We start from the raw sequence: 19,780 nt of genomic DNA on the forward strand, positions 1-19,780 counted from the left end.
TAGAGGACTCACCAGCAGGCTAAGTTAGTGGGGCAGCAGCCCCAGGATCGGGAGCGAAGCCGCCGTCGAAATGGCCATGGCCGCGGTGTTGCCGATGACCGGATGGAAGCCCTCCGGCAGCTGGGCCGAAATCGCCCTGGCAATGGGAGGGGCCAGCAGCGCTCCAAGCAATGCGCCGCCGATGATGCTCCACCACGAGCCGTCATAGGCGAGCACGGCGGCCGGGGCCACAGAGACGAGTGACGCGTAGGTGGCCGCCCACCCACCGTTGCGGTACCAACTCCGCCAAAGAACCACGCCGATGGCCGAGGTGAGGGCCTGCGCAAACAGGATGTGCGGAACCAGGTTGGAACCGTACCCGGGGAGCGCAGGATTCAGCACGAATGCCACCCCGACGCCAAAGATCACGCCCGCGCTGGCGAGCTCGTTGGCGAAGAAATGGGTCTCGGTGAAGTCGGCGAGGACCCGGCGCGCCGCCCACGCTGCGTCCGTAAGAACACGGTTAACGCCCGACGGCGGCTGGATGGGTTGCGTCTGCGGAGCCGGTTTCCGTAGGACAAGCCAAGGCAATTTCCGGGCGATGAGGAAAGCCAGTACTGATCCCAGGGACATCGCAAGGACGTTCGCCACCACGGGCGGCAGTCCCAGCGGCGCAGTGAGCGTTGGGATCAGCAGCAACGCCAACGGCGTGACGGTGAAGGCGCCGAGTACAGCTCCGGTCACGCAGGTCCGCCAACCGGGTCCATACATCAGGACAATTGCCGGGGCCACGCAGACGAAAGGCACGAACGTGGGCTGCCATCCGTCGTCGAGCATCCGGCCGAAAACTACGTTGGACAACAGCAGGCTAAGCGACGCCGAGGCCAGCACCCACGGCCACAGTCCGGTGCCATATGCCAGCTGACCCGGCCAGGTCTTGCCCCGCCGGCCAGCCCACCACGCCAACAAAGCCCCGGCAAGCAATCCGCATGCCGCCAGCTCTGATTTGTAGAACAGGGGCTCAGTCATGTCGCCAAGGAGCCACCTGACCGCTGCGAAAGGGGAGTTGGTGGCTGATGCAGCCCAGCCCTCGAACGCAGGGCCGAGCCGTGGCGATTGCTGCGCGAGCGTGTGGAGGACAAGTGCGAGCACTCCCGCGAGGACGACCGAAGCCAACGCGCCCAATGCTGTCCCGAGGGCGCCAAGTTCAGTTGCATTCTTCTTTGGGGCAGGACCCGGCCGACGGCGGGGCGCGCCATCGACAGCTGAGGTGAGCATCGTTGATAACCCTTAGCGTGCGATGTGGTGTAACTCGAAAGCAGCGTATCCGAGCTTTCCAGAGCGGCCCCATTCGTGTTGTTGCGGGAGATTTGTGACCGGGAGTATTCCGATAGAAGAGCTTCCGTTGACACTAACGTTTCTTCGAGAGAACGTTAGTGCATGAGCCACGTAACTACTGCCCAAGCCGCGGCGCGATTGGGCATTACGCAGGTAGCTGTCCGTAAGTTGATCGGCACTGGGCAACTGATCAGCTCAGGTGTCGTTGGGCGGGCCATCCTGCTCGACGCCGCCTCTGTGGAGCGATTGGCCCGCGAAGGCACACGCCATGGCCGGCCATGGACTGAGGCGAATGCCTGGACCGCGCTCCTCCTGCTTTCCGGGGAAAACGGGGTGGAGTGGGTTGACTCCACCCAACTTTCTCGGCTGCGACGCAAACTGAGCCGTATGGAACCTGCTGAATTGCCCATTCTGGCGCGCAAGCGGGCGGGCGTGCATCGATATAGAGCGACGGCCGATGTGGTCCAAAGGCTAAGGGACCATGTGCTTCCCACTGCTGCCGCGGCCATGGCGGACGAGAACGTTGGCCAAAGCTTTGGTCTCACTGGTGGCGGGGGAATTGTGGATGGTTACGTCATGTCCGGCGATGCAGGTGCACTTAAGGAAGCGTACGGACTAATCGACGATCGGGAGGGCAACGTAGTGCTGCGGGAAGTCACCACCAGCCAGGCGTTTACAGGGGGAGTCCCGCTGGCGGCCATTGCCTTGGACCTGTTGGAGTCCTCGGTCACCCGTGAGCGCAGCGCTGGACTCCGTGTTCTGGAGGAGCTTTTTAGTGGACGATGACCATCGCGTGACGGAACGAGTGCAGTGGGAGGCTTCGCCGCCCGCGGGTGGCTGGGGCCGGCCATGGCCCCAATGCGCTGAACTAGCCCGCGCCTTGCCTTCTGATCAGTGGACGCTGGTTGGGGGACTTATGGTTCAACTGCACTCCGCCGTTGCGGGTCTCGCTGTTTCGCGGCCTACCACCGACGTCGACATCGTCCTTCACATGGAAACCGGTGCGGCAACCATGCCCGGCGTCGCGTCAGTGCTCCGTTCACTCGGTTACTCGCCCAGGCAATCCATCAATGGCGATAGCCCCGCACATCGTTTCCTTCGCGGTAATGAGCAGATCGACCTCATGGTTGCCGACCATCTTGCACCCGGATTGGTTCCCCGTATAGGAGGACGCAAAGTCTTTCAGGTGACGGGTGGGACCCAAGCCCTCCGGCGAACAGTAGACTGCCGGGTCCTCGTGGACCATCGGGGTCCGGTGTCCATAAGCATCCCGAACGCACTGGGCGCGCTGGTCCTCAAAGGCGCTGCGTATCAGGAGGATTCGCGGGAAAGGGGCCGCCACCTCGATGACGCAGCAACACTCCTGGCAACAATTACCGGGCCCTTGGAACTTGTGGCCGACATGGGAGGCAGTGATCGCTCGCGGATTCTTGGGCTCAACCGGGTCCTCGGCGATCCAGACCATGAATCCTGGAAGGTCCTTGACCCCGGCGATAGGGCACGGGCAATCAGCAACCTTGCGGTGCTCTGTGCCAATCCCGACCGCCTCCCTGTTAGGCGCCTTGGGTAGACAGCGCCGACGACGGAGGCCCCAACGCATTCGCGTCAGGGCCTCCGGGAGCGCGGTGAATCAAGCCTTCCGGCGGGTGACCAGTCCCCAGATGACCAGTACGATCAGCGCACCTCCGATTGCGAGCAACCACGTGGAGATCGACCAGAATTCGTTGATGCCAACCTTGAAGATGGCACTACCGATCCAGCCACCCAACACGGCACCCACGATTCCCAGCAGGAGCGTAGCGATCCAGCCGCCTCCCTGCCTGCCCGGCATGATGGCCTTGGCGATGGCTCCTGCGATCAAACCCAAAACAATCCAACCAATGATTCCCATTTGTTTCCCTTTTCTCGTACGTAAGCCTCGGTCAGGCACCAATACTTGGTGCCGCGGTCGGCCTGATTGCTAGCTGCCCGCTTGTGCGGCGACGTATCCCGACAACAGCTGGGCGGGCAGACGTTTTTATGGCTCCCCTGTTACTGAAGGAAGGATTCAATCTCCCCAACCGGCAGTCCGGCTACTTCAGCAAGAGCCCGGGGCTCGACACCGGCGTCGACGGCCTTCTTGAAGGCCAGGGCGAGTGTGTTCTGGGAAATGGCCAACTCATGTTGAAGGCTTTGGCGGCGAAGTGCTGCGACCCACACACCGCTGACCGGGTCCAAGGCGTCGATGTCCATTCTGAAACCGCAACCGCATGCCCACTCCGGCCATATTGGCTCCACTGTGATCCACTGCATGGAGTCATGGCCGGGTCCTGCGGAGATTGCCATGTGCGAACCGCAGTGGACGGGCCCCATCGGCAGCACCCCTTCCGCAGCATGGTCCACGGTATTCCCAGCGACTGGTGTGGAGCTTGGTTCACGCAGTGCGACTGTCATCGTCTTCTCCCACACATCCCTAGTAACTATCTTGGCTATCTAGTTATATGTGTACTTACGATTTAAGTCCAACCAGCCGGCACGGTTGCACCCACCCGACGCCAAAGGGCGGGCGCCACCACCACGGCAACGCCGACGGCGGCACCGATCACCGTTTCGATGATGCGGTCCCGCAACAGGAGGCCGGGATCAACCGGGGCTGCCAGCAAAGTAGCGATCAGGGCAAGCGGAGTCACGAAGATCTGTGCGACAAGGTACTGGCGGGCGATAAACATCTCAGCACCGAACTGGCAAGCTGCTATCACCAGGACCATGGCCCAGGGCGCGGGATTGAGCCACAGGATGCCGGCAAGCAGCACCAATCCAATCACCGTTCCGGCGATTCTTTGGATGCCACGGCTGACGCGGTGGCGCGTCGAATGTCCCACCAATGGAACCACCGCTGCAACCATGGCCCAATAAGTGTGGCCGAAGCCGAGCCGCTCCCCCACCAGAGTTGCGATGGTCCCCGCAAGGCCTGCGGCAATCAGATATCCGCCGCCTTCCAACCAGATCGCACGACGTTCCAACGTAGTGTGGCGGATGCGGGGCGGCCGTTTCCACGGGGTTCTGTGAGTTTTGAGCACCCGTGACGACATGCCGATCAGCAGGCAGAAGAGGGTGGTCCCTACCGCGACCAGCATGGCCTCCCACAAGGGCGGCTGAGCAGGGATGGATGCGATCGCAGCGAAGGCGAAGATGTGAAAGAGGGAGCCGCCTGGCCGCAACCTCCAGGCCGCGACCACCACCGAGCACGCGCCCGCCACGAGCGTGGTCGCAGCAGTCAAGAGCCACGAATACGCGGCGCCCTCGATGCCAATGGCTTGCACTGCACGAGCCATGAGCGTGGCCAACAAAATGATAAGCAGCATGAAACCACCGGCACGCACTTGGCTTCTGAAGCGCAGGCTGTGCGGTTCATTGCGGCCGTAGATGCCGGTAAATGCACCGAACGAGGCAAACACCGCCAGGTCCAACCGCCCCATCAGGGTCAGCGTAATCAGCGGCACAAAGACACCAACAGCGCAGCGGAGAGCCGGGTGATGGTCCTTGTTTCCCGGACCCATCGTGAACATTTCCGCTACAGCCTTCAAGGGGCGGCTCGCCTTTCGTCGCAGGATCAAACGTACGACGGCGGCGCTGGCGTCCGCTTCAAGGCTACGCTCCGGGCGCTGGGCTACTCCGGCTTTGGGTACAGATAGTGCCCCTTATCACGAGGAATAAGGGGCACTATCAGTTGCGCACTACTTGTCGCTAGAAGCGGGAGGGTGCTCCCTGGAAGGGCCCTGTTCCGAGTGGGTTGCCTGCTACGTCCGTCAGGCCAGTGACGGGGGTGTAAGTCGGGAAGATCGTGGTCGACGTAAGCGTCGAGCCTCCGCTGGTCCCTGCTCCAAGGGTGATGGTGAGTGTATTGGCGGTGGGGTTCCAGGTAAGGCTTGAGCCGCTTGTGTTGTTTCCAGCGAAAGTAAGGGCGGTGGAGGTGTTGGTGTTGTAGTCGCCGCCGAGGCTGATCGATCCGACCCTCAGGGTGGTGCACGCCGTCCCGGTCACGGTCAGCACGTCACCGGCGCTGATGTTGACTACAACCTGGCTGCTACCGTTGCCGTTTTGCGCTTGCGTAGTGGTGTTGCTTGTCCACGCACCGCAGATGGTGTTGGCGCTGAGCGGCTCGGAGAACGTCAGGGTAACCGAGTCTCCTTGCTCTACCTTGCCAAGGGTGCCGCCCGAACGGTTGTTCAGCTGGACCCCCGTCACCGTTGGCGAACTCACGTCCTTGGTGGATGTAGCAACTCCCGCAGGACCAGTGTTACCTGCGGCGTCGGTTGCCTGTGCGGAGTAATTAATGGTCCCTGGGCTGAAAGCGCTCAGGTTCAAGGGGGTCGCTGCCCAGTTCCCGGAGCTGTTGACGCTGATGGTCTGGGTCACGGGCAGGGCTCCCGTTCCCGTTACGGTCAAAGTGACCGAGGACAAGGCCTCTGCCGTCCCGCTGACTGGAACAGCGGTCACGTTTCCGCTGTAGACATATGGTGGCGCCGTCACGGACGGGGCGAGGGGTGCGGTGGCATCCACGGCAGTAACTGCGCTTCGTGTGCTTTCAGCGCCCTGCCACTGGGAGAGTTTGGGCGTAATCGTGTAGTACCAGTTCCCCGTGGTGACACCGGTGTCCACGCAGCTCAGCCCGGCTACTGTTCCTGCACAGGTTCCGGCTGCCGCAACGGCCGTGCCGCCGGTGGCTGAGGCGTAACGGACGATGCTGTACCCGGTCACGGACCGGCCAGCCGCTGTCGTGCTTGCTGTCCAGGTGACCGTCACGCTACTTCCGGAAACGGCGGTAGTGGGCTTTGCCCCTTGTGCGACGGCGTCGGCACGGGCCGCACCGAAGTTGCTGCTAACGGAACTCCAGAAAGCACTGGCTGCGGGACCGCCCCATGAGACGAGGAGAATGCCGAGAATGATCACGAGGGCGCGGTTCCAAGCGCCCATCGTCACCCGCGTTGAGGATGATGAAGCAGCGGACTGGCGAAGCGGGCTCACTTCCGTACCTCCAGCGTGACGGGGACGTTGAATTGGGCGCCCTGGCAGGCGGAAAGTGAAGCCGCGCTCATGCTGGCCGCACCCTCAAGAGTCAGCAGGATGGATGTATTTGCCTGGATGGTCACAGGTTGGGGCAACGGCGCGGCGGGAGGCGTGAACGTCACGCCAGTGGTGGTGCAGCCGGGATGCGCGGCGTCTGCAGTCACGGCGCCGTTGGCCGCGATTCCATAGACGGTAACTGCATGGCTATTGGGGTTGGTTGCCCGGAGGATCACGTCGGCTGATCCACCTGGAACGAGGCTGGTCTGCAGGGTGTCGCCCGGGATGAGCGCATCCACTGTCACGGTTTGCATTGTCCCGTTGGTCGCCGAACCGCTGCCGATTCCGGTGGTAGCCCAGTAGGCGTAGGCAGTCCCTGCACCGCCCAGGATACAAAGGGCCACGGTGGCCGCAGTGGTGCGGGCGATCCGTCCGCTACGGGGCTTCCGGTTGAGCGTCTTCATGTCAGTTCGCCTGTCCCGTCCCGGAGTACGTGAGTTGGAGGGTCGCACCCTTGCAACCGTCCTGGAGCTGCAAGGTGTCCAGCATCCTCACTTGGGGCCATTTGCTGCTGTCATTCACGCCCAGCGAGGTCAGCGAGCTGGGCCCGGGAGGAGCTGCCAACGGGTAGCTCCCGGAGTATTGGGTGACCTGGTAGTCGGCACTGCTGCAGGGGAGGTTGGCCGCTACCGCTGCCGGCGTCCGCACCACTTGCGCAATCGAAACCGTCAGGTTGGTGATGGCGATGCTCTTGTTCCCGGGGTTGGAAATCTGCAGCTCCACTGCTCGGGACACCCCTGGCGCCAGGAGCCCACTCAATGAGCCGGTGACACCGAAGGTCCGTTTGACTTCCTGGACCTGCAACTGCCCGGGCGCCGCGTTCGACTGGACCGCGTTTTGGCCCGTGCCGCTGGCTCCCTTCACAGTGAAGTCGGACTTGCCGACCGGCGTTGTGGGAGACGTGGCGACGGTCAAAGCCACCTGCGCTGTGCTGCCGGATCCCAGAACCACCGACGACGGCGACCATGCGGCTGTCGCTCCAGCCGGAAGACCCGTAACGGTAAACGCTACTGGTCCGGTGAAACCGCCCGTGGAGGTGGCTGACACTGTGAAGGTGGTGGACTGCCCCTGATCCAGGCTGCGGCTGGAGGGCGACAACGCCACCGTAATCCCCTTGGCTACCTTGACCGGGCTGCCTTGCGTAGAGCTCTGCCCACTGCTTGCGGCGACAACCGCCACCGGAACAAGGGCCACCACGAGCGCAAGTATCAGCGTCCGGAGTGGTACGGCAGCTCGAGGGTTAGGCGCGGGGCGCTCTGGCCGGTGGTCCATGGAAGCTCTTTTCGGACGGAAGCGTTCAGTCGGGAGGAATGCGGAAGCCGGGGACCACCACTCGCAAGGTGGTCCCGGCATTCACGCGCTACTGGCTGGAGACGTTGACCGTGACGGTCGCGGACTTGCAGGCGTCCTGGTTGGCGGTGCTGTCGTTGAACTTCAAGACACCGCTGCCAACGGACGTTCCCGTGGCCCCGGCGGCGACGGTCGAGTTGCTGGTCACGGCGGTGACTTCGAACCATGACGGGAGGCATTCGGGGACGCTGGTGGTGACATTTGCCGTCAGGGCTCCGACTACCGTGCTGGACGTCGTCGCGTTGTCCGCGGTGTAGGCCACGTTGGTTTGGTTGCCCGGCGCCAGGCCGGCATTGAAGGTGGCGTGCAGTGTGACAGTTCCGCCACCGCCTGAGTTGGCGGCCGAGCCGGTGCCTGAACCCGTGGTGGTCCAGTAGGCGTAGGCAGCTCCGCCACCTACGGCTACCAATGCCACGCCTGCGACGGTGGCGGTGATCCGGCTCTTTTTGGAAAGCTTGCGCATGGTATACTCCTTGGTTGATCTTTTTCCGGGGAGCCGCATCGCAACCCCCAGCACCCGACCGTTTCCGGCGGATGAAGCGATGCCCCCAATAGTTCAGCCAGCAGTGGCACCGTGGCTACTCTTGGGTGTACGCCTCTTTTCCGCCCGACCAAGGGGTCAGGAATACGCTGAACCGGCAAGCGAGTACTCAGTTTTCGTATCGGGGACTACTTGGTCCCACTTTGCGTCATCCCAGCGCGGCATAGGCTTGTGCGCCCATCTGATAGCCCGCTTTGCTACACCAACGCTGGCCTGCGGCGAATCTGAGCATCCCGGCAGCGGTTGGATCAGGAGTACTCAGTTTTTTGACGGCCCGGTACCTGCCCCCGGGAGTCGCTGCGGGCAGGGCATTTCGGAAATTCAGCTGCCACTGAGCCAACATTGTGCCCATCTTGAGCAAAAACTGCGCTGGCGTTCGAAGATGTTCGGGGCTGACTGCATGCATTGCGGGACGTTTTAGTTGGGGCCCCTGCCCTTGCTTTTTTCGTTTCCGTGGCCTCTTTGGTCGGATTGGCCGCCGCCTTGGACCCCGTCCGCCGGAGATTCGGTTTCCTGCGCAACCTCAGTTGGCACGCTTTCCTGGCTGGCCGCTGGCGATGGAACGTCTCCTCGCCCGCTGCCAGAGTCGGACGGCGGCAGCTGAACGGTTTGCACCGGCCCCGGAATAAGAACTGTTTCCACTGGCCCAGGGGTGGTAATTGTTACCACTGGCGCGGGCGTTCCAACCGGGGAAGGAAGGCCGGATTCCTGCACAACCGGCGAAGGCGAGGTAACGTCTGCCGGCAAGGGTTCCTGACCAGATAATGCCACCGCGAGGGGGACTGCTATCGCCGCCGCGAGAAGGACCATCAACAGAGCTCCGAGCCTGCCGCCTCCCCTACTCCTGTGAAGCTTGGGGGACACTTCGGTTGTTGCCCCGATGGCGGGCGCCCGGGCAGGCAGTGGGGGCAAAAGCGCCGTAGCTGCCGGGTGTGCATACGCCTCCTGCCAAGGGCGAGCCAGGAATTCTTCGATCTCCGCGGCAGTCGGCCTATTGTCTGGTTCGAGGTCCGTCATGGACTTCAGCAGTTCGGCTATGGGGTGATGGATCTGCTCAGGGATGACGGGGGCACGGTGAAGGCGCGCTGCAGCCGACTCAATAGGCGTCCCCGGATATTCAGTTCTGCCCGTAAGGCATTCCAAGAGCACCAGGCCGAGGGAGTAGATATCGCTGGCAGGAGTCAAGGGACGGCCGAGGGCCTGCTCCGGGCTGAGGTACTGGGCGGTTCCCACCGTCATTCCGGTGGCAGTCAGGCGGCTACCTTCCAATATTCTTGCCACGCCAAAATCGGCAAGTTTCACTATGCGATCCGGGCCTGGAGTTTCCGAAACCAGGATGTTGGCAGGTTTTATGTCGCGGTGAATCACTCCGCTCCCGTGAACTTGCACGAGGGCACCTGCAAGGGCGTGGCCGATGTGCGTTGTTTCCCCGAGGCTGAGCGGGCCCGCAGCAAGCACCGAACGCAGATTATTTCCGGAAACCAGTTCCATGACCAGGAAAGCCTGCGGCGGGCCGGAAGTTCCGGCGTCCACACCGGCGTCGTAAATATGCACCAGGCCTGGGTGGTCAAATCCTGCCAGCAACCGCATCTCTGCCTGCTGGCGCTCCTCGAAACCCTCGTCGCCTGAGCCAGGGGAAAAGATTTTCAGGGCAACTTCACGCTGCAGGACCTCATCCCGGGCCTTGCAGACAGTGGACATCGCCCCGTGCCCGAGTAGCTCCAGAATCCGGTAGCGGCCGTTGAGAATGTCCCCGCCGCCTGCTGGATCAACGAAAGCTTCTCCGCCTGCCCTCACGGCCCTACACCTCTTGCGTCCAAGCGCGCTGCGCCGATTTACCCCCATTGATCCTGCGCTGCTATGCAGTTGCTAAGTAACCTTCTTACGGCAAACGTACAGCCTCCGGCCCACCTTGCCAACCATGAAGTGTGCTACTACTTTTCGGGGAAAAATCGGGGGAATTCGCACCTAAAACTGCGGTTACCGAACCCCTTCGACGACGGGTTGTGGCGTTGGAAGCGCGTCCAAGGAATTGAAGCTGTAGAGCTGGATTCCCTCTATCCCTGGTCGGACAGAGAGCTCCTCAATGAGCGCGTCCGGCGTGTACCGTTCCCCGATCAGAAGCCTCCGTGCCAGCGGGCCTTTGCGGCTGAGGAATTTCAAGGAGGACCCCACTCCGATCTTCGTGGCAAGCGAGACCAGCTTTACCTTGGGCACGGCCCCTGCCACACCTGCCCAAACTGGAAGGAGCACACCCTCACGGCGGAGCATAGCCACGTAGTCCTGGATCCTGTCCGCCGAGAAACACATCTGCGTGACTATTTTCGTGGCGAACTCCTGCTTCTCCAGCAAGGCATCAACCAAGCGCAGGCTGGTGATATCCGGATGCCCTTCCGGGTAGCCGGCCACTCCAACGGCCATTTCGCCGGACGTGATCTGGGCGATGTCGCGCAGCAACTCCCCGCCCGTGGAATACGAACCCGATGGCTGCCCGTCGCCACCGATGGCGAAGACTTCAGTGATGCCCGACGCCGAGCAGTCACCCAGTATGGCTGTCAACTCTGGGCGATTTTCAACAGCCTTGGCAGCAAGGTGGGGAACCACGGTATAGCCGAGCTCCCTCAGCTGGACTGCAGCACGGAGTGTGGCACCGACACCATGCTTCGGCAGGCAGGTAATGCTGATTGCGGTGGACGTAGGCAGGGCCTTGCTGACGACGTCCACGATTCCCTCGGACGGGATGATCTCAACACGAACGGGAAGCACGATGTGTCCTTTTGCTGTGGCTTAGGCGTGGGCGGCGAGGATGGTGGAGGCTTCCTGGCGGGTGGTGCCGGAGGACTCGATGTGGGCCAGGGCGGCGGGGATTTCCCAGCCCTTCTTGCGCATCGCGGTGGCCCACAAACGCCCGGCCCGGTAGGAGGAGCGGACCAGCGGCCCGGACATCACACCGAGGAAGCCGATTTCCTCGGCCTCGTGCTGGAGGTCCACGAACTCCTGCGGCTTGACCCACCGGTCCACCGGCAGATGCCGTTCGGACGGGCGCAGGTACTGGGTGATCGTGATCAGGTCACACCCGGCCGCGTGTAGGTCCCGCAACGCTTCGGAGATTTCCTCGCGGGTTTCGCCCATGCCCAGGATCAGGTTGGACTTGGTCACCATGCCAAGGTCCCGGCCCTGGGTGATGACATCCAGGGAGCGTTCGTACCGGAACGCCGGACGGATCCGCTTGAAAATCCTGGGCACGGTTTCGACGTTGTGCGCGAACACCTCGGGCTTGGAATCGCAGATTGCCTTGATGTGTTCGGGTTTGCCGGAGAAGTCCGGGATCAGCAGCTCCACCCCGGTGCCCGGGTTCAGTTCGTGGATCTTGCGGACCGTTTCGGCGTACAGCCACACGCCCTCATCGGCGAGGTCGTCACGGGCCACCCCGGTGACGGTGGCGTAGCGCAGCTGCATGGCCTGCACGGACCGGGCCACCTTGGTGGGTTCGAACATGTCCACCGGGGAGGGTTTGCCGGTATCGATCTGGCAGAAATCACAGCGGCGCGTGCATTCGGACCCGCCGATCAGGAACGTCGCTTCCTTGTCTTCCCAGCACTCGAAAATGTTCGGGCAGCCGGCCTCCTCACACACGGTGTGCAGGCCTTCCTTCTTCACCAGGTTCTTCAGACCGACGAACTCGGGCCCCATCTGAACCTTGGCCTTGATCCACTCGGGCTTGCGTTCAACCGGGACAGCCGAATTACGCTGCTCAACGCGCAGCAACTTACGGCCTTCAGGTGCCAGGGTCATGGGTTTACTTCCTTGTTGGTTGTCTCGTTTTGTCCGTTGCCACAACGCAGGTACGTGTCAGCATTCGACGACGTTGACGGCCAGGCCGCCCATCGCGGTTTCCTTGTACTTGGAGGACATGTCCTTGCCGGTCTCGCGCATGGTCACGATCACCTCATCCAACGACACCCGGTGCGTCCCATCCCCCCACAGCGCCATCTTCGCCGCGTTGATCGCCTTCGCCGCCGCGATCGCGTTCCGCTCAATACAAGGAATCTGCACCAACCCCCCGATCGGATCACACGTCAACCCCAGGTTGTGCTCCATCGCGATCTCCGCCGCGTTCTCCACCTGCCCCGGCGTACCACCCATCACCTCGGCCAACCCCGCAGCAGCCATCGACGACGCCGAACCCACCTCGCCCTGACAGCCCACCTCAGCCCCCGAAATGGACGCCTGCTCCTTGTACAACACCCCCACCGCCCCCGCAGCCAGCAGGAACTTCACCACCACATCGTCCTTATCGGCCTGGGTGGCCTTGTCCATGCCCGGCGCATAATGCAACGCGTAATACAACACCGCCGGGATAATCCCCGCCGCACCATTCGTCGGCGCCGTGACCACCCGCCCACCGGAAGCGTTCTCCTCATTGACCGCCAACGCGATCAGGTTCACCCACTCCTGCCAATACTTCGGATCGTTACGGTCCTTGTCCTCCTTCAACAACCGCTCCAGCCAGTCCGGAGCACGACGACGGACCCTCAACCCCCCGGGCAACACACCCTCACGCTTCAGGGACGTCTCAACACACGCCTCCATCACATGCCAGATATGCAACAACCCCTCCCGGATCTCCTCCTCAGACCGGGACGCGCGCTCATTGATGAACATGATGTCGCTGATCCCCAACCCCTTCGAGGAACACCGGCCCAGCAACTCAGCAGCCGTCCGGAACGGCAACGGCAACTCCGCCTTCGTCTCCTCCAACTCCGCCCGCGCCGCGTCCTCCTCACCCTCCCGGACAATGAACCCGCCACCAACCGAGAAAAACGTCGCCTCCCGCAACGTAGCGCCCTCAGCATCAACCACAGCAAACTTCATCCCGTTCGTATGCCGCGGCAACACCGTCAACGGATGCAACACCATATCCTCCACCGCATACCGCAACTGCACCCCCGCACCAGCAACGCCAGCACCAGCAAGATTCAACACACCCGTCTCAGCGATCGCAGCCAACCGCTCCTCCACCTCATCAGGCAGGATCAACTCCGGATGGTAACCCTCCAAACCCAACAGCGTCGCAGTCATCGTCCCGTGACCACGGCCAGTCGCAGCCAACGACCCATACAAATCAACCCGCAACCCCGCAACCGAATCCAGCACCCCGGACTCGCGCAACTCGCCAGCGAACACCGCAGCAGCACGCATCGGCCCCACAGTATGAGAACTCGACGGGCCAATACCCACAGAGAACAGATCGAAAACACCAACAGCCATGGCTGGATCCCTTTCAGGGAGGAGTCAAACACAACAAAAATGTGGGGGCCGGGCCAAATCCCGAGCCAAGGCGGCCCGGCCCCCTGGAGGTCCCAGTGCGAACCTCCAAACCCGGTTTTGTGTGCGGCATTCGTTCCCAGCAAATGCCACACCCGGGAGATCAAATCGAGTCCCGCCGATTCGTGGACTCCCTGCCAAACATGCCGTGCGCACGGCACACCCCGCAGCAACCCCACGAAACGGAAGACCAAAGCATCCTCGCGGCCCACCCTCGGAAGCTGCCCGTCCCAAGAAGGCGACCCGCCCCGGCGGCCCCTTCGGGGCCGGCATCCGGAAGCGGGCGTCCAAGGGAGCATCGCATCCGCTCAGCGGGTGCCTATGCGACCGAGCCCGCGGAGGATGTCGGCCCCGACGGGCCCACACACCGGCCAGCGTCGACGACCCAACCCGCAAGGCTCAGGCGAGGTTTGCAACTCCCGGGTACAGCGGATGCGCTTTCGCAAGAACCTCAACCCGGTGCCGCAACCCGGAAAGGTCCGCATCGGCGTCGGCAATCAACACTTCGGCGATGATGTCCGCAACTTCGCGGAAGGCCGCTTCCCCGAATCCGCGCGTGGCGAGGGCCGGGGTGCCGATGCGCAGGCCGGAGGTGACCATGGGCGGGCGTGGGTCGAACGGGACGGCGTTGCGGTTGACGGTGATGTCGATCGCGGCGAGGCGGTCTTCGGCTTGCTGGCCGTCGAGTTCGCAGTTGCGCAGGTCGACGAGGACCAGGTGCACGTCGGTCCCGCCGGAGACAACGGAGATACCCTTTTCGGCAACGTCGGGCTGGACCAGGCGTTCGGCCAGGATCCGGGCGCCGGCCAGGACGCGTTCCTGACGTTCCCGGAACTCCGCCGAGGCTGCGATCTTGAAAGCAACGGCCTTGCCCGCGATCACGTGCTCCAGCGGTCCACCTTGCTGGCCCGGGAACACGGCCGAGTTGATCTTCTTGGCGATGTCGGCGTCGTTGGAGAGGATGATGCCGCCGCGCGGACCGGCGAGGGTCTTGTGCGTCGTCGACGTCGTGACGTGGGCGTGCGGCACCGGCGACGGGTGCAGGCCAGCGGCAACCAGGCCGGCGAAGTGCGCCATGTCCACCATGAGGTAGGCACCCACGGAGTCGGCAATCCGACGGAACTCAGCGAAATCCAGCTGCCGCGCGTAAGCGGACCAGCCGGCAACGATCAGTGCCGGCTTGTGCTCCTGCGCCAGGCGTTCGACTTCGGCCATGTCCACCGTGTGGGTGTCCTCGCGGACGCCGTAGGGGACCACGTTGTAGAGCTTGCCGGAGAAGTTGATCCTCATGCCGTGCGTGAGGTGGCCGCCGTGGGCAAGGTTGAGGCCCATAATGGTGTCGCCCGGCTTGATCAGCGCGTGCATCACTGAGGCGTTCGCCTGCGCACCGGAGTGTGGCTGGACGTTCGCGAACTCCGCACCGAAGAGGGACTTGATGCGGTCGATCGCGAGCTGCTCGATCACGTCGACGTGCTCGCAACCACCGTAGTACCGCTTGCCCGGGTAGCCTTCGGCGTACTTGTTGGTCAGCACGGAGCCTTGGGCCTGCATCACGGCAACGGCTGTGTGGTTCTCTGAGGCGATCATTTCCAGGCCGTCGCGCTGGCGGCCCAGTTCGTCGTCGATCTTCGCGGCGATCTCCGGGTCCAGCTCGGACAGCTTCGCGTCCAACGACGCCGAAACAACCTGCTCGAATTCCGTCACGACTGCCGGGTTCACAGTTCGCCACCGTTCGCTGCAGCGTATTCCTCAGCCGACATCAGGGGGCCCTCTTCAGCGGCCGCCACCTTGAACAGCCAACCAGCGCCGTAAGGGTCGGTGTTGATCAGGGCCGGATCGCTGACAACGGCGTCATTGATCTCGGTCACCTCACCTGTCACCGGCGAGTACAGGTCCGAGACCGACTTGGTGGACTCGACCTCGCCGCAGGTCTCGCCTGCAGTCACAGTAGAACCGACCTCAGGGAGGTCAACGTACACAATGTCGCCCAAGGCATCCGCAGCAACCGCAGAGATCCCAATCCCCACAGGCCCGGCTCCATCCGAAGCAACCCATTCATGCTCAGCCGAGTACTTCAGCTCGGCAACTACTTTGCTCATTCCAGTTCCTTCTCTCGTGGCTATTTTTGGCGCTTGTAGAACGGCAGCTGAACGATCTCGAACTGCTCAGCTTTTCCGCGGAGGTCCACCTCGACTACCGTGTCCGGTGTGGAGTGCTCGACGTCGACATACGCCAGGGCGATCGGGTAACCGAGCGTCGGGCTCGGCTGGCCGGAGGTGACTTCGCCGATGAGCGAGCCGTCCTTGAGGACCGAATAGTGGGCGCGGGCTGCACGTCGGCCGGTTCCCTTCAGGCCGACCAGTTTCTGTCCGATGGTCGATCCGACGCCGGCTGCCTTGATCGCAGTCAGGGCTTCCTTGCCGATGAAGTCGCTTTCCTTGGCCAGGGAAACCACCGGGCCAAGTCCTGCGGCGTAGGCGTTGACGTAGCGGGAGAGCTCGTTGCCGTAGAGCGGCATGCCGGCTTCGAGGCGAAGGGAGTCGCGTGCTGCAAGGCCCGCGGGGATGAGGCCGTGGCCTTCGCCGACCTCGAGGAGTGCTTCCCAAAGGCCGGCTGCGTCAACGTTCGGGATGTAGATCTCGAAGCCGTCTTCGCCGGTGTAACCGGTGCGGGCAAGCAACAAGTCCTGCCCGTTGATCTCAACCTCAACAGCCGCGTAGTACTTCAGCTCGGTCACGAGGGCGTGCTGCTCTGCCGGAACCAAGGTCAGCAGAATGGCTTCCGCGTTCGGACCCTGGACTGCGATCAGCGACGTCTCAGCCGAGGCGTCCTCAACCACGACGTCGAAGCCGGCCGCCCGCTCCAGCAATGCTGCCGCAACTACCTTGGCGTTGCCTGCGTTGGGGACCACGAGGTACTGATCCACGCCTTCTTCGGGAGAAGGGCGGCGGTAGGTGATGAGGTCGTCGATGATGCCGCCGTCGGCGTTGCAGATCAGCGAGTACTTGGCCTTGCCCACGGCGATCGCGGACAACTTGCCCACGAGCGCGAAGTCCAGGAAGGCCGCCGCGTCCGGACCACTGACCCAGACTTCGCCCATGTGCGAGAGGTCGAAGAGGCCAGCTGCGTTACGGACTGCGTGGTGTTCGGCGAGTTCGGACTCGTACTTGAGCGGCATCTGCCAGCCGCCGAAGTCCGTGAACGAGGCCCCGGCTTTTTTGTGCTGCTCGTAGAGAGCGGTGTAGTTCTCAGTCATTGAGCCAGTCCTTTAGTTCTCGAAGTCTGCGGTGTTGTCCTCGAACGCTTCGAGGGGCGGGCAGGAGCACACCAGGTTGCGGTCGCCAGCAGCGCCGTCAATGCGTCCGACCGGCGGGAAGTACTTGTCCTGCTTAAGGTGGTGGACGGGGAACGCGGCCTGCTCCCGCGTGTAGTCGCGGTCCCATGCAGAACTCACGACGGCGGCAGCCGTGTGCGGCGCGTTCCGCAGCGGCGAGTTCTCAACAGTGAAATCGCCGGTGGCAACCTGCTCGATTTCGGCACGGATGGTGATCATGGCTTCAATGAAGCGGTCGATCTCGGCCAGGTCCTCGGACTCGGTCGGCTCCACCATCAAAGTGCCCGCAACCGGGAACGCCAGCGTGGGTGCGTGGAAACCGAAGTCGATGAGGCGCTTGGCCACGTCCTCAGCCGTGACGCCGGTGCGGGCAGTCAGTTCGCGGAGATCCAGGATGCACTCGTGGGCAACAAGACCGCCTTCGCCGGTGTAAAGAACCGGGAAGTGCTCATCCAAGCGGGAGGCAATGTAGTTCGCAGCGAGCAGCGCGGACTTGGTGGCTTCGGTGAGCCCTTGGCCACCCATGAGCTTCACGTAAGCCCAGGAAATCGGGAGCACACCGGCGGAGCCGTAGCGGGATGCAGAGATGGCCACGCCACCTTCAGATGAAACATTGTTCGCATCCCCGGGCATGAACGGTGCCAGGTGTGCCTTTGCCGCAACCGGACCAACACCGGGTCCACCGCCGCCGTGCGGGATGCAGAAAGTCTTGTGCAGGTTCAGGTGGGATACATCGCCGCCGAACTTGCCCGGCTGGGCGAGCCCAACGAGTGCGTTGAGGTTTGCGCCGTCAACGTACACCTGGCCTCCGGCAGCATGGATCGAGTCGCAGACCTCCCGGACGTCAGCGTCGTAAACACCGTGCGTGGACGGGTACGTGATCATGATGCAGGACAGGACGTCCTTGTTGGCCTCGATCTTGGCGGCCAGGTCTTCGTGGTCGATGGTGCCATCAGGGGCGGTGGCCACCACTACTACCTTCATGCCAGCGAGCACAGCCGAGGCCGCGTTGGTGCCGTGCGCCGAGGCAGGAATAAGGCACACGTTGCGCTGCTCGTCGCCACGGGAAAGGTGGTAGCCGCGGATCGCAAGGAGGCCCGCGAGCTCACCCTGGGAACCGGCGTTCGGCTGGATGGAGACCTGATCGTAGCCGGTGATCTCAGTGAGGTCCGCTTCCAGCCCTTCAATGAGCTCGCGCCAGCCAGCGGTCTGGTGATCCGGAGCGAACGGGTGGATGGAGGCGAACTCCGGCCAGGAGATTGCTTCCATCTCGGCGGTAGCGTTCAGCTTCATGGTGCAGGAACCCAACGGGATCATGGTGCGGTCCAAGGCGAGGTCGCGGTCCGAAAGCTTGCGGATGTAGCGCAGCAGCTGGGTCTCGGAACGGTGCGTGTTGAACACCGGGTGCTGCAGGAAATCACTGGTTCGGACCACGTCTGAGGGCAGCTCAAACCCGGAAGCGTCCTTCACCGGACCGGCACCAAAGGCGACGGCTACCGCAGAGAGGACCTCCGGCGTCGTGGTTTCATCGAGGGAAACGCCAACCGTGTCAGCATCGATGCGACGCAGGTTGATACCGCGGGCTTCGGCGGCCGCGATGACTTTGTCAGCCTTGCCGGGTACGCGGACAGTGAGGGTGTCGAAGAAGGATTCAGACACGAGTTCACGGCCGGCGGTCTTGAGGGCAGTGGCCAGCGTGCGGGCGTGGCCGTGCACGGTTTCGGCGATCGCCTTCAGGCCTTCCGGACCGTGGTAGACCGCGTACATCGAAGCCACGATCGCGAGTAGTGCCTGCGCGGTGCAGATGTTGGACGTCGCCTTTTCGCGGCGGATGTGCTGCTCGCGGGTCTGAAGGGCCAGACGGTAAGCCGGGACTCCGGCGTTGTCCTTGGAGACGCCGACGATGCGGCCCGGGAGCGTGCGCTCCATGCCTTCGCGGACTGCCATGTACGCAGCGTGGGGGCCGCCGAAGAACAGCGGAACACCAAAGCGCTGCGCAGTTCCGACGGCGATATCGGCGCCCTGCTCGCCCGGGGGCGTGATGAGGGTGAGCGCCAAAAGGTCGGCAGCGACAGTGACCAGCGCCCCGCGCTCCTTGGCGTCAGCGATGACGCCGGAGTGGTCGAAAACGCGGCCCGAAACACCGGGCTGCTGCAGGACGATGCCGTTGATATCGCCGTCGGGAAGCCCTGCGGAGAGGTCGGCAATCTCCACCTCGAAGCCGAGCGCCTCGGCGCGGCCCTTCACGATGGCGATGGTCTGCGGGAGGAGGTCGGCGTCCAGGACAGTCTTGCCGTCCTTCGCGGTCTTGGACTTGTTGGCACGACGCATCAGCAGCGAAGCCTCGGCCACAGCGGTGGCTTCATCCAGCAGCGAAGCGTTGGCCACGGGAAGTCCGGTGAGGTCCTGGACCATGGTCTGGAAGTTCAGGAGAGCTTCAAGACGGCCCTGCGAAATCTCGGGCTGGTAAGGCGTGTACGCCGTGTACCAGGCCGGAGCTTCCAGGATGTTGCGTCGGATAACCGGCGGCGTAACGGTGTCGTAGTAGCCCTGGCCGATCAGCTGGATGGCGGTCTTGTTCTTGGACGCAAGCTTGCGGAGCTCGGCGAGGACCTGGGTCTCGCTAAGGGCGGCCTGGAGCGTCAGCGGCGTGGCTTGCCGGATGGAATCGGGGACCGCAACATCTACCAGGCCGTCTACGGAGTCGTAGCCGATTGCCTTGAGCATGGTGTCAACGTCGGCCTGACGGCGGGCGCCGATGTGCCGGTCCGCGAAAGCGGTGGGGGTTGATTGAACAGTCAAGA

At 63.1% G+C, this 19,780-nt stretch carries 18 protein-coding genes; 2 read left to right on the forward strand and 16 right to left on the reverse strand.

The genetic code is table 11. The features are described 5' to 3' along the window. Positions 1 to 24 precede the first annotated feature (24 nt). Positions 25 to 1,257: a hypothetical protein gene (locus J2Y41_RS09760; protein ID WP_309928254.1), complete on the reverse strand. Its 1,233-nt coding sequence runs from the start codon at positions 1,255 to 1,257 to the stop codon at positions 25 to 27. Positions 1,258 to 1,419: 162 nt separating this feature from the next. Here J2Y41_RS09760 and J2Y41_RS09765 point away from each other — a divergent pair, with 162 nt between their 5' ends. Together J2Y41_RS09765 and J2Y41_RS09770 are read left to right on the forward strand one after the other, a co-directional pair. Beyond that, the gene (locus J2Y41_RS09765) at positions 1,420 to 2,103 is read left to right on the forward strand and encodes a helix-turn-helix domain-containing protein (RefSeq protein ID WP_309928255.1); all 684 of its coding nucleotides are present in this window, start codon (positions 1,420 to 1,422) and stop codon (positions 2,101 to 2,103) included. Continuing rightward, positions 2,093 to 2,887, forward strand: coding sequence for a hypothetical protein (locus tag J2Y41_RS09770; RefSeq protein ID WP_309928256.1), 795 nt, complete (start codon positions 2,093 to 2,095; stop codon positions 2,885 to 2,887). The genes J2Y41_RS09765 and J2Y41_RS09770 overlap by 11 nt, the downstream gene beginning before the upstream one ends. A 60-nt stretch (positions 2,888 to 2,947) precedes the next feature. On the opposite strand, the gene J2Y41_RS09775 is transcribed toward J2Y41_RS09770, so the two are convergent. The 15 genes from J2Y41_RS09775 to gcvP all read right to left on the reverse strand — a co-directional run bounded on the left by J2Y41_RS09775 (position 2,948) and on the right by gcvP (position 19,778). Then, positions 2,948 to 3,208 carry a GlsB/YeaQ/YmgE family stress response membrane protein gene (locus J2Y41_RS09775; protein ID WP_224093026.1) on the reverse strand — a complete coding sequence of 87 codons (261 nt, stop codon included), beginning with the start codon at positions 3,206 to 3,208 and terminating at the stop codon, positions 2,948 to 2,950. Positions 3,209 to 3,348: 140 nt separating this feature from the next. Next, positions 3,349 to 3,750 carry a hypothetical protein gene (locus J2Y41_RS09780; protein ID WP_224093024.1) on the reverse strand — a complete coding sequence of 134 codons (402 nt, stop codon included), beginning with the start codon at positions 3,748 to 3,750 and terminating at the stop codon, positions 3,349 to 3,351. Between the two features lie 62 nt (positions 3,751 to 3,812). Next, complete coding sequence (locus tag J2Y41_RS09785; protein ID WP_309928257.1) at positions 3,813 to 4,883, reverse strand: FUSC family protein; 1,071 nt, start codon at positions 4,881 to 4,883, stop codon at positions 3,813 to 3,815. A gap of 160 nt (positions 4,884 to 5,043) precedes the next feature. After that, complete coding sequence (locus J2Y41_RS09790; RefSeq protein WP_309928258.1) at positions 5,044 to 6,324, reverse strand: hypothetical protein; 1,281 nt, start codon at positions 6,322 to 6,324, stop codon at positions 5,044 to 5,046. Beyond that, positions 6,321 to 6,827: a hypothetical protein gene (locus tag J2Y41_RS09795; protein WP_224165774.1), complete on the reverse strand. Its 507-nt coding sequence runs from the start codon at positions 6,825 to 6,827 to the stop codon at positions 6,321 to 6,323. The genes J2Y41_RS09790 and J2Y41_RS09795 overlap by 4 nt, the downstream gene beginning before the upstream one ends. Before the next feature lies 1 nt (position 6,828). Beyond that, the gene (locus tag J2Y41_RS09800; protein ID WP_309928259.1) at positions 6,829 to 7,695 is read right to left on the reverse strand and encodes a hypothetical protein; all 867 of its coding nucleotides are present in this window, start codon (positions 7,693 to 7,695) and stop codon (positions 6,829 to 6,831) included. A gap of 88 nt (positions 7,696 to 7,783) precedes the next feature. Continuing rightward, positions 7,784 to 8,236, reverse strand: a complete 453-nt coding sequence (locus tag J2Y41_RS09805) for a hypothetical protein (RefSeq protein ID WP_224165776.1) — start codon at positions 8,234 to 8,236, stop codon at positions 7,784 to 7,786. 495 nt (positions 8,237 to 8,731) lie between these two features. Beyond that, on the reverse strand, positions 8,732 to 10,111 hold the full coding sequence (locus J2Y41_RS09810) for a protein kinase domain-containing protein (protein WP_309928262.1): 1,380 nt from the start codon (positions 10,109 to 10,111) through the stop codon (positions 8,732 to 8,734). Positions 10,112 to 10,294: 183 nt separating this feature from the next. Next, on the reverse strand, positions 10,295 to 11,080 hold the full coding sequence (locus J2Y41_RS09815; RefSeq protein WP_309928264.1) for a methylenetetrahydrofolate reductase: 786 nt from the start codon (positions 11,078 to 11,080) through the stop codon (positions 10,295 to 10,297). Positions 11,081 to 11,101: 21 nt separating this feature from the next. Continuing rightward, positions 11,102 to 12,109 carry a lipoyl synthase gene (lipA, locus tag J2Y41_RS09820; RefSeq protein WP_223936751.1) on the reverse strand — a complete coding sequence of 336 codons (1,008 nt, stop codon included), beginning with the start codon at positions 12,107 to 12,109 and terminating at the stop codon, positions 11,102 to 11,104. 57 nt (positions 12,110 to 12,166) lie between these two features. Continuing rightward, on the reverse strand, positions 12,167 to 13,585 hold the full coding sequence (locus tag J2Y41_RS09825) for an L-serine ammonia-lyase (RefSeq protein WP_309928266.1): 1,419 nt from the start codon (positions 13,583 to 13,585) through the stop codon (positions 12,167 to 12,169). 456 nt (positions 13,586 to 14,041) lie between these two features. After that, complete coding sequence (gene glyA / locus J2Y41_RS09830; protein WP_309928268.1) at positions 14,042 to 15,361, reverse strand: serine hydroxymethyltransferase; 1,320 nt, start codon at positions 15,359 to 15,361, stop codon at positions 14,042 to 14,044. Further along, positions 15,358 to 15,741 (reverse strand): glycine cleavage system protein GcvH, encoded by a 384-nt coding sequence (gene gcvH / locus J2Y41_RS09835; RefSeq protein ID WP_224093000.1) that lies wholly within the window; start codon positions 15,739 to 15,741, stop codon positions 15,358 to 15,360. Before gcvH ends, glyA begins: the two co-directional genes overlap by 4 nt. Before the next feature lie 20 nt (positions 15,742 to 15,761). Then, entirely contained in the window at positions 15,762 to 16,898 is a 1,137-nt protein-coding gene (gene gcvT / locus J2Y41_RS09840) for a glycine cleavage system aminomethyltransferase GcvT (protein WP_224092998.1), read from the reverse strand. A 12-nt stretch (positions 16,899 to 16,910) separates the two neighbouring features. After that, the gene (gcvP, locus tag J2Y41_RS09845; RefSeq protein ID WP_309928270.1) at positions 16,911 to 19,778 is read right to left on the reverse strand and encodes an aminomethyl-transferring glycine dehydrogenase; all 2,868 of its coding nucleotides are present in this window, start codon (positions 19,776 to 19,778) and stop codon (positions 16,911 to 16,913) included. Positions 19,779 to 19,780: the final 2 nt, after the last annotated feature.

The sequence above is a fragment of the Arthrobacter sp. 1088 genome (assembly GCF_031455315.1).
Taxonomy (GTDB): domain Bacteria; phylum Actinomycetota; class Actinomycetes; order Actinomycetales; family Micrococcaceae; genus Arthrobacter.

Bases quoted from the DNA above. Each gene is read 5' to 3' on its own strand.
- J2Y41_RS09760 (WP_309928254.1), bottom strand. From the start codon at position 1,257: ATGCTCACCTCAGCTGTCGATGGCGCGCCCCGCCGTCGGCCGGGTCCT.
- J2Y41_RS09765 (WP_309928255.1), top strand. From the start codon at position 1,420: ATGAGCCACGTAACTACTGCCCAAGCCGCGGCGCGATTGGGCATTACG.
- J2Y41_RS09775 (WP_224093026.1), bottom strand. From the start codon at position 3,208: ATGGGAATCATTGGTTGGATTGTTTTGGGTTTGATCGCAGGAGCCATC.
- J2Y41_RS09780 (WP_224093024.1), bottom strand. From the start codon at position 3,750: ATGACAGTCGCACTGCGTGAACCAAGCTCCACACCAGTCGCTGGGAAT.
- J2Y41_RS09795 (WP_224165774.1), bottom strand. From the start codon at position 6,827: ATGAAGACGCTCAACCGGAAGCCCCGTAGCGGACGGATCGCCCGCACC.
- J2Y41_RS09800 (WP_309928259.1), bottom strand. From the start codon at position 7,695: ATGGACCACCGGCCAGAGCGCCCCGCGCCTAACCCTCGAGCTGCCGTA.
- J2Y41_RS09805 (WP_224165776.1), bottom strand. From the start codon at position 8,236: ATGCGCAAGCTTTCCAAAAAGAGCCGGATCACCGCCACCGTCGCAGGC.
- lipA (WP_223936751.1), bottom strand. From the start codon at position 12,109: ATGACCCTGGCACCTGAAGGCCGTAAGTTGCTGCGCGTTGAGCAGCGT.
- J2Y41_RS09825 (WP_309928266.1), bottom strand. From the start codon at position 13,585: ATGGCTGTTGGTGTTTTCGATCTGTTCTCTGTGGGTATTGGCCCGTCG.
- gcvH (WP_224093000.1), bottom strand. From the start codon at position 15,741: ATGAGCAAAGTAGTTGCCGAGCTGAAGTACTCGGCTGAGCATGAATGG.
- gcvT (WP_224092998.1), bottom strand. From the start codon at position 16,898: ATGACTGAGAACTACACCGCTCTCTACGAGCAGCACAAAAAAGCCGGG.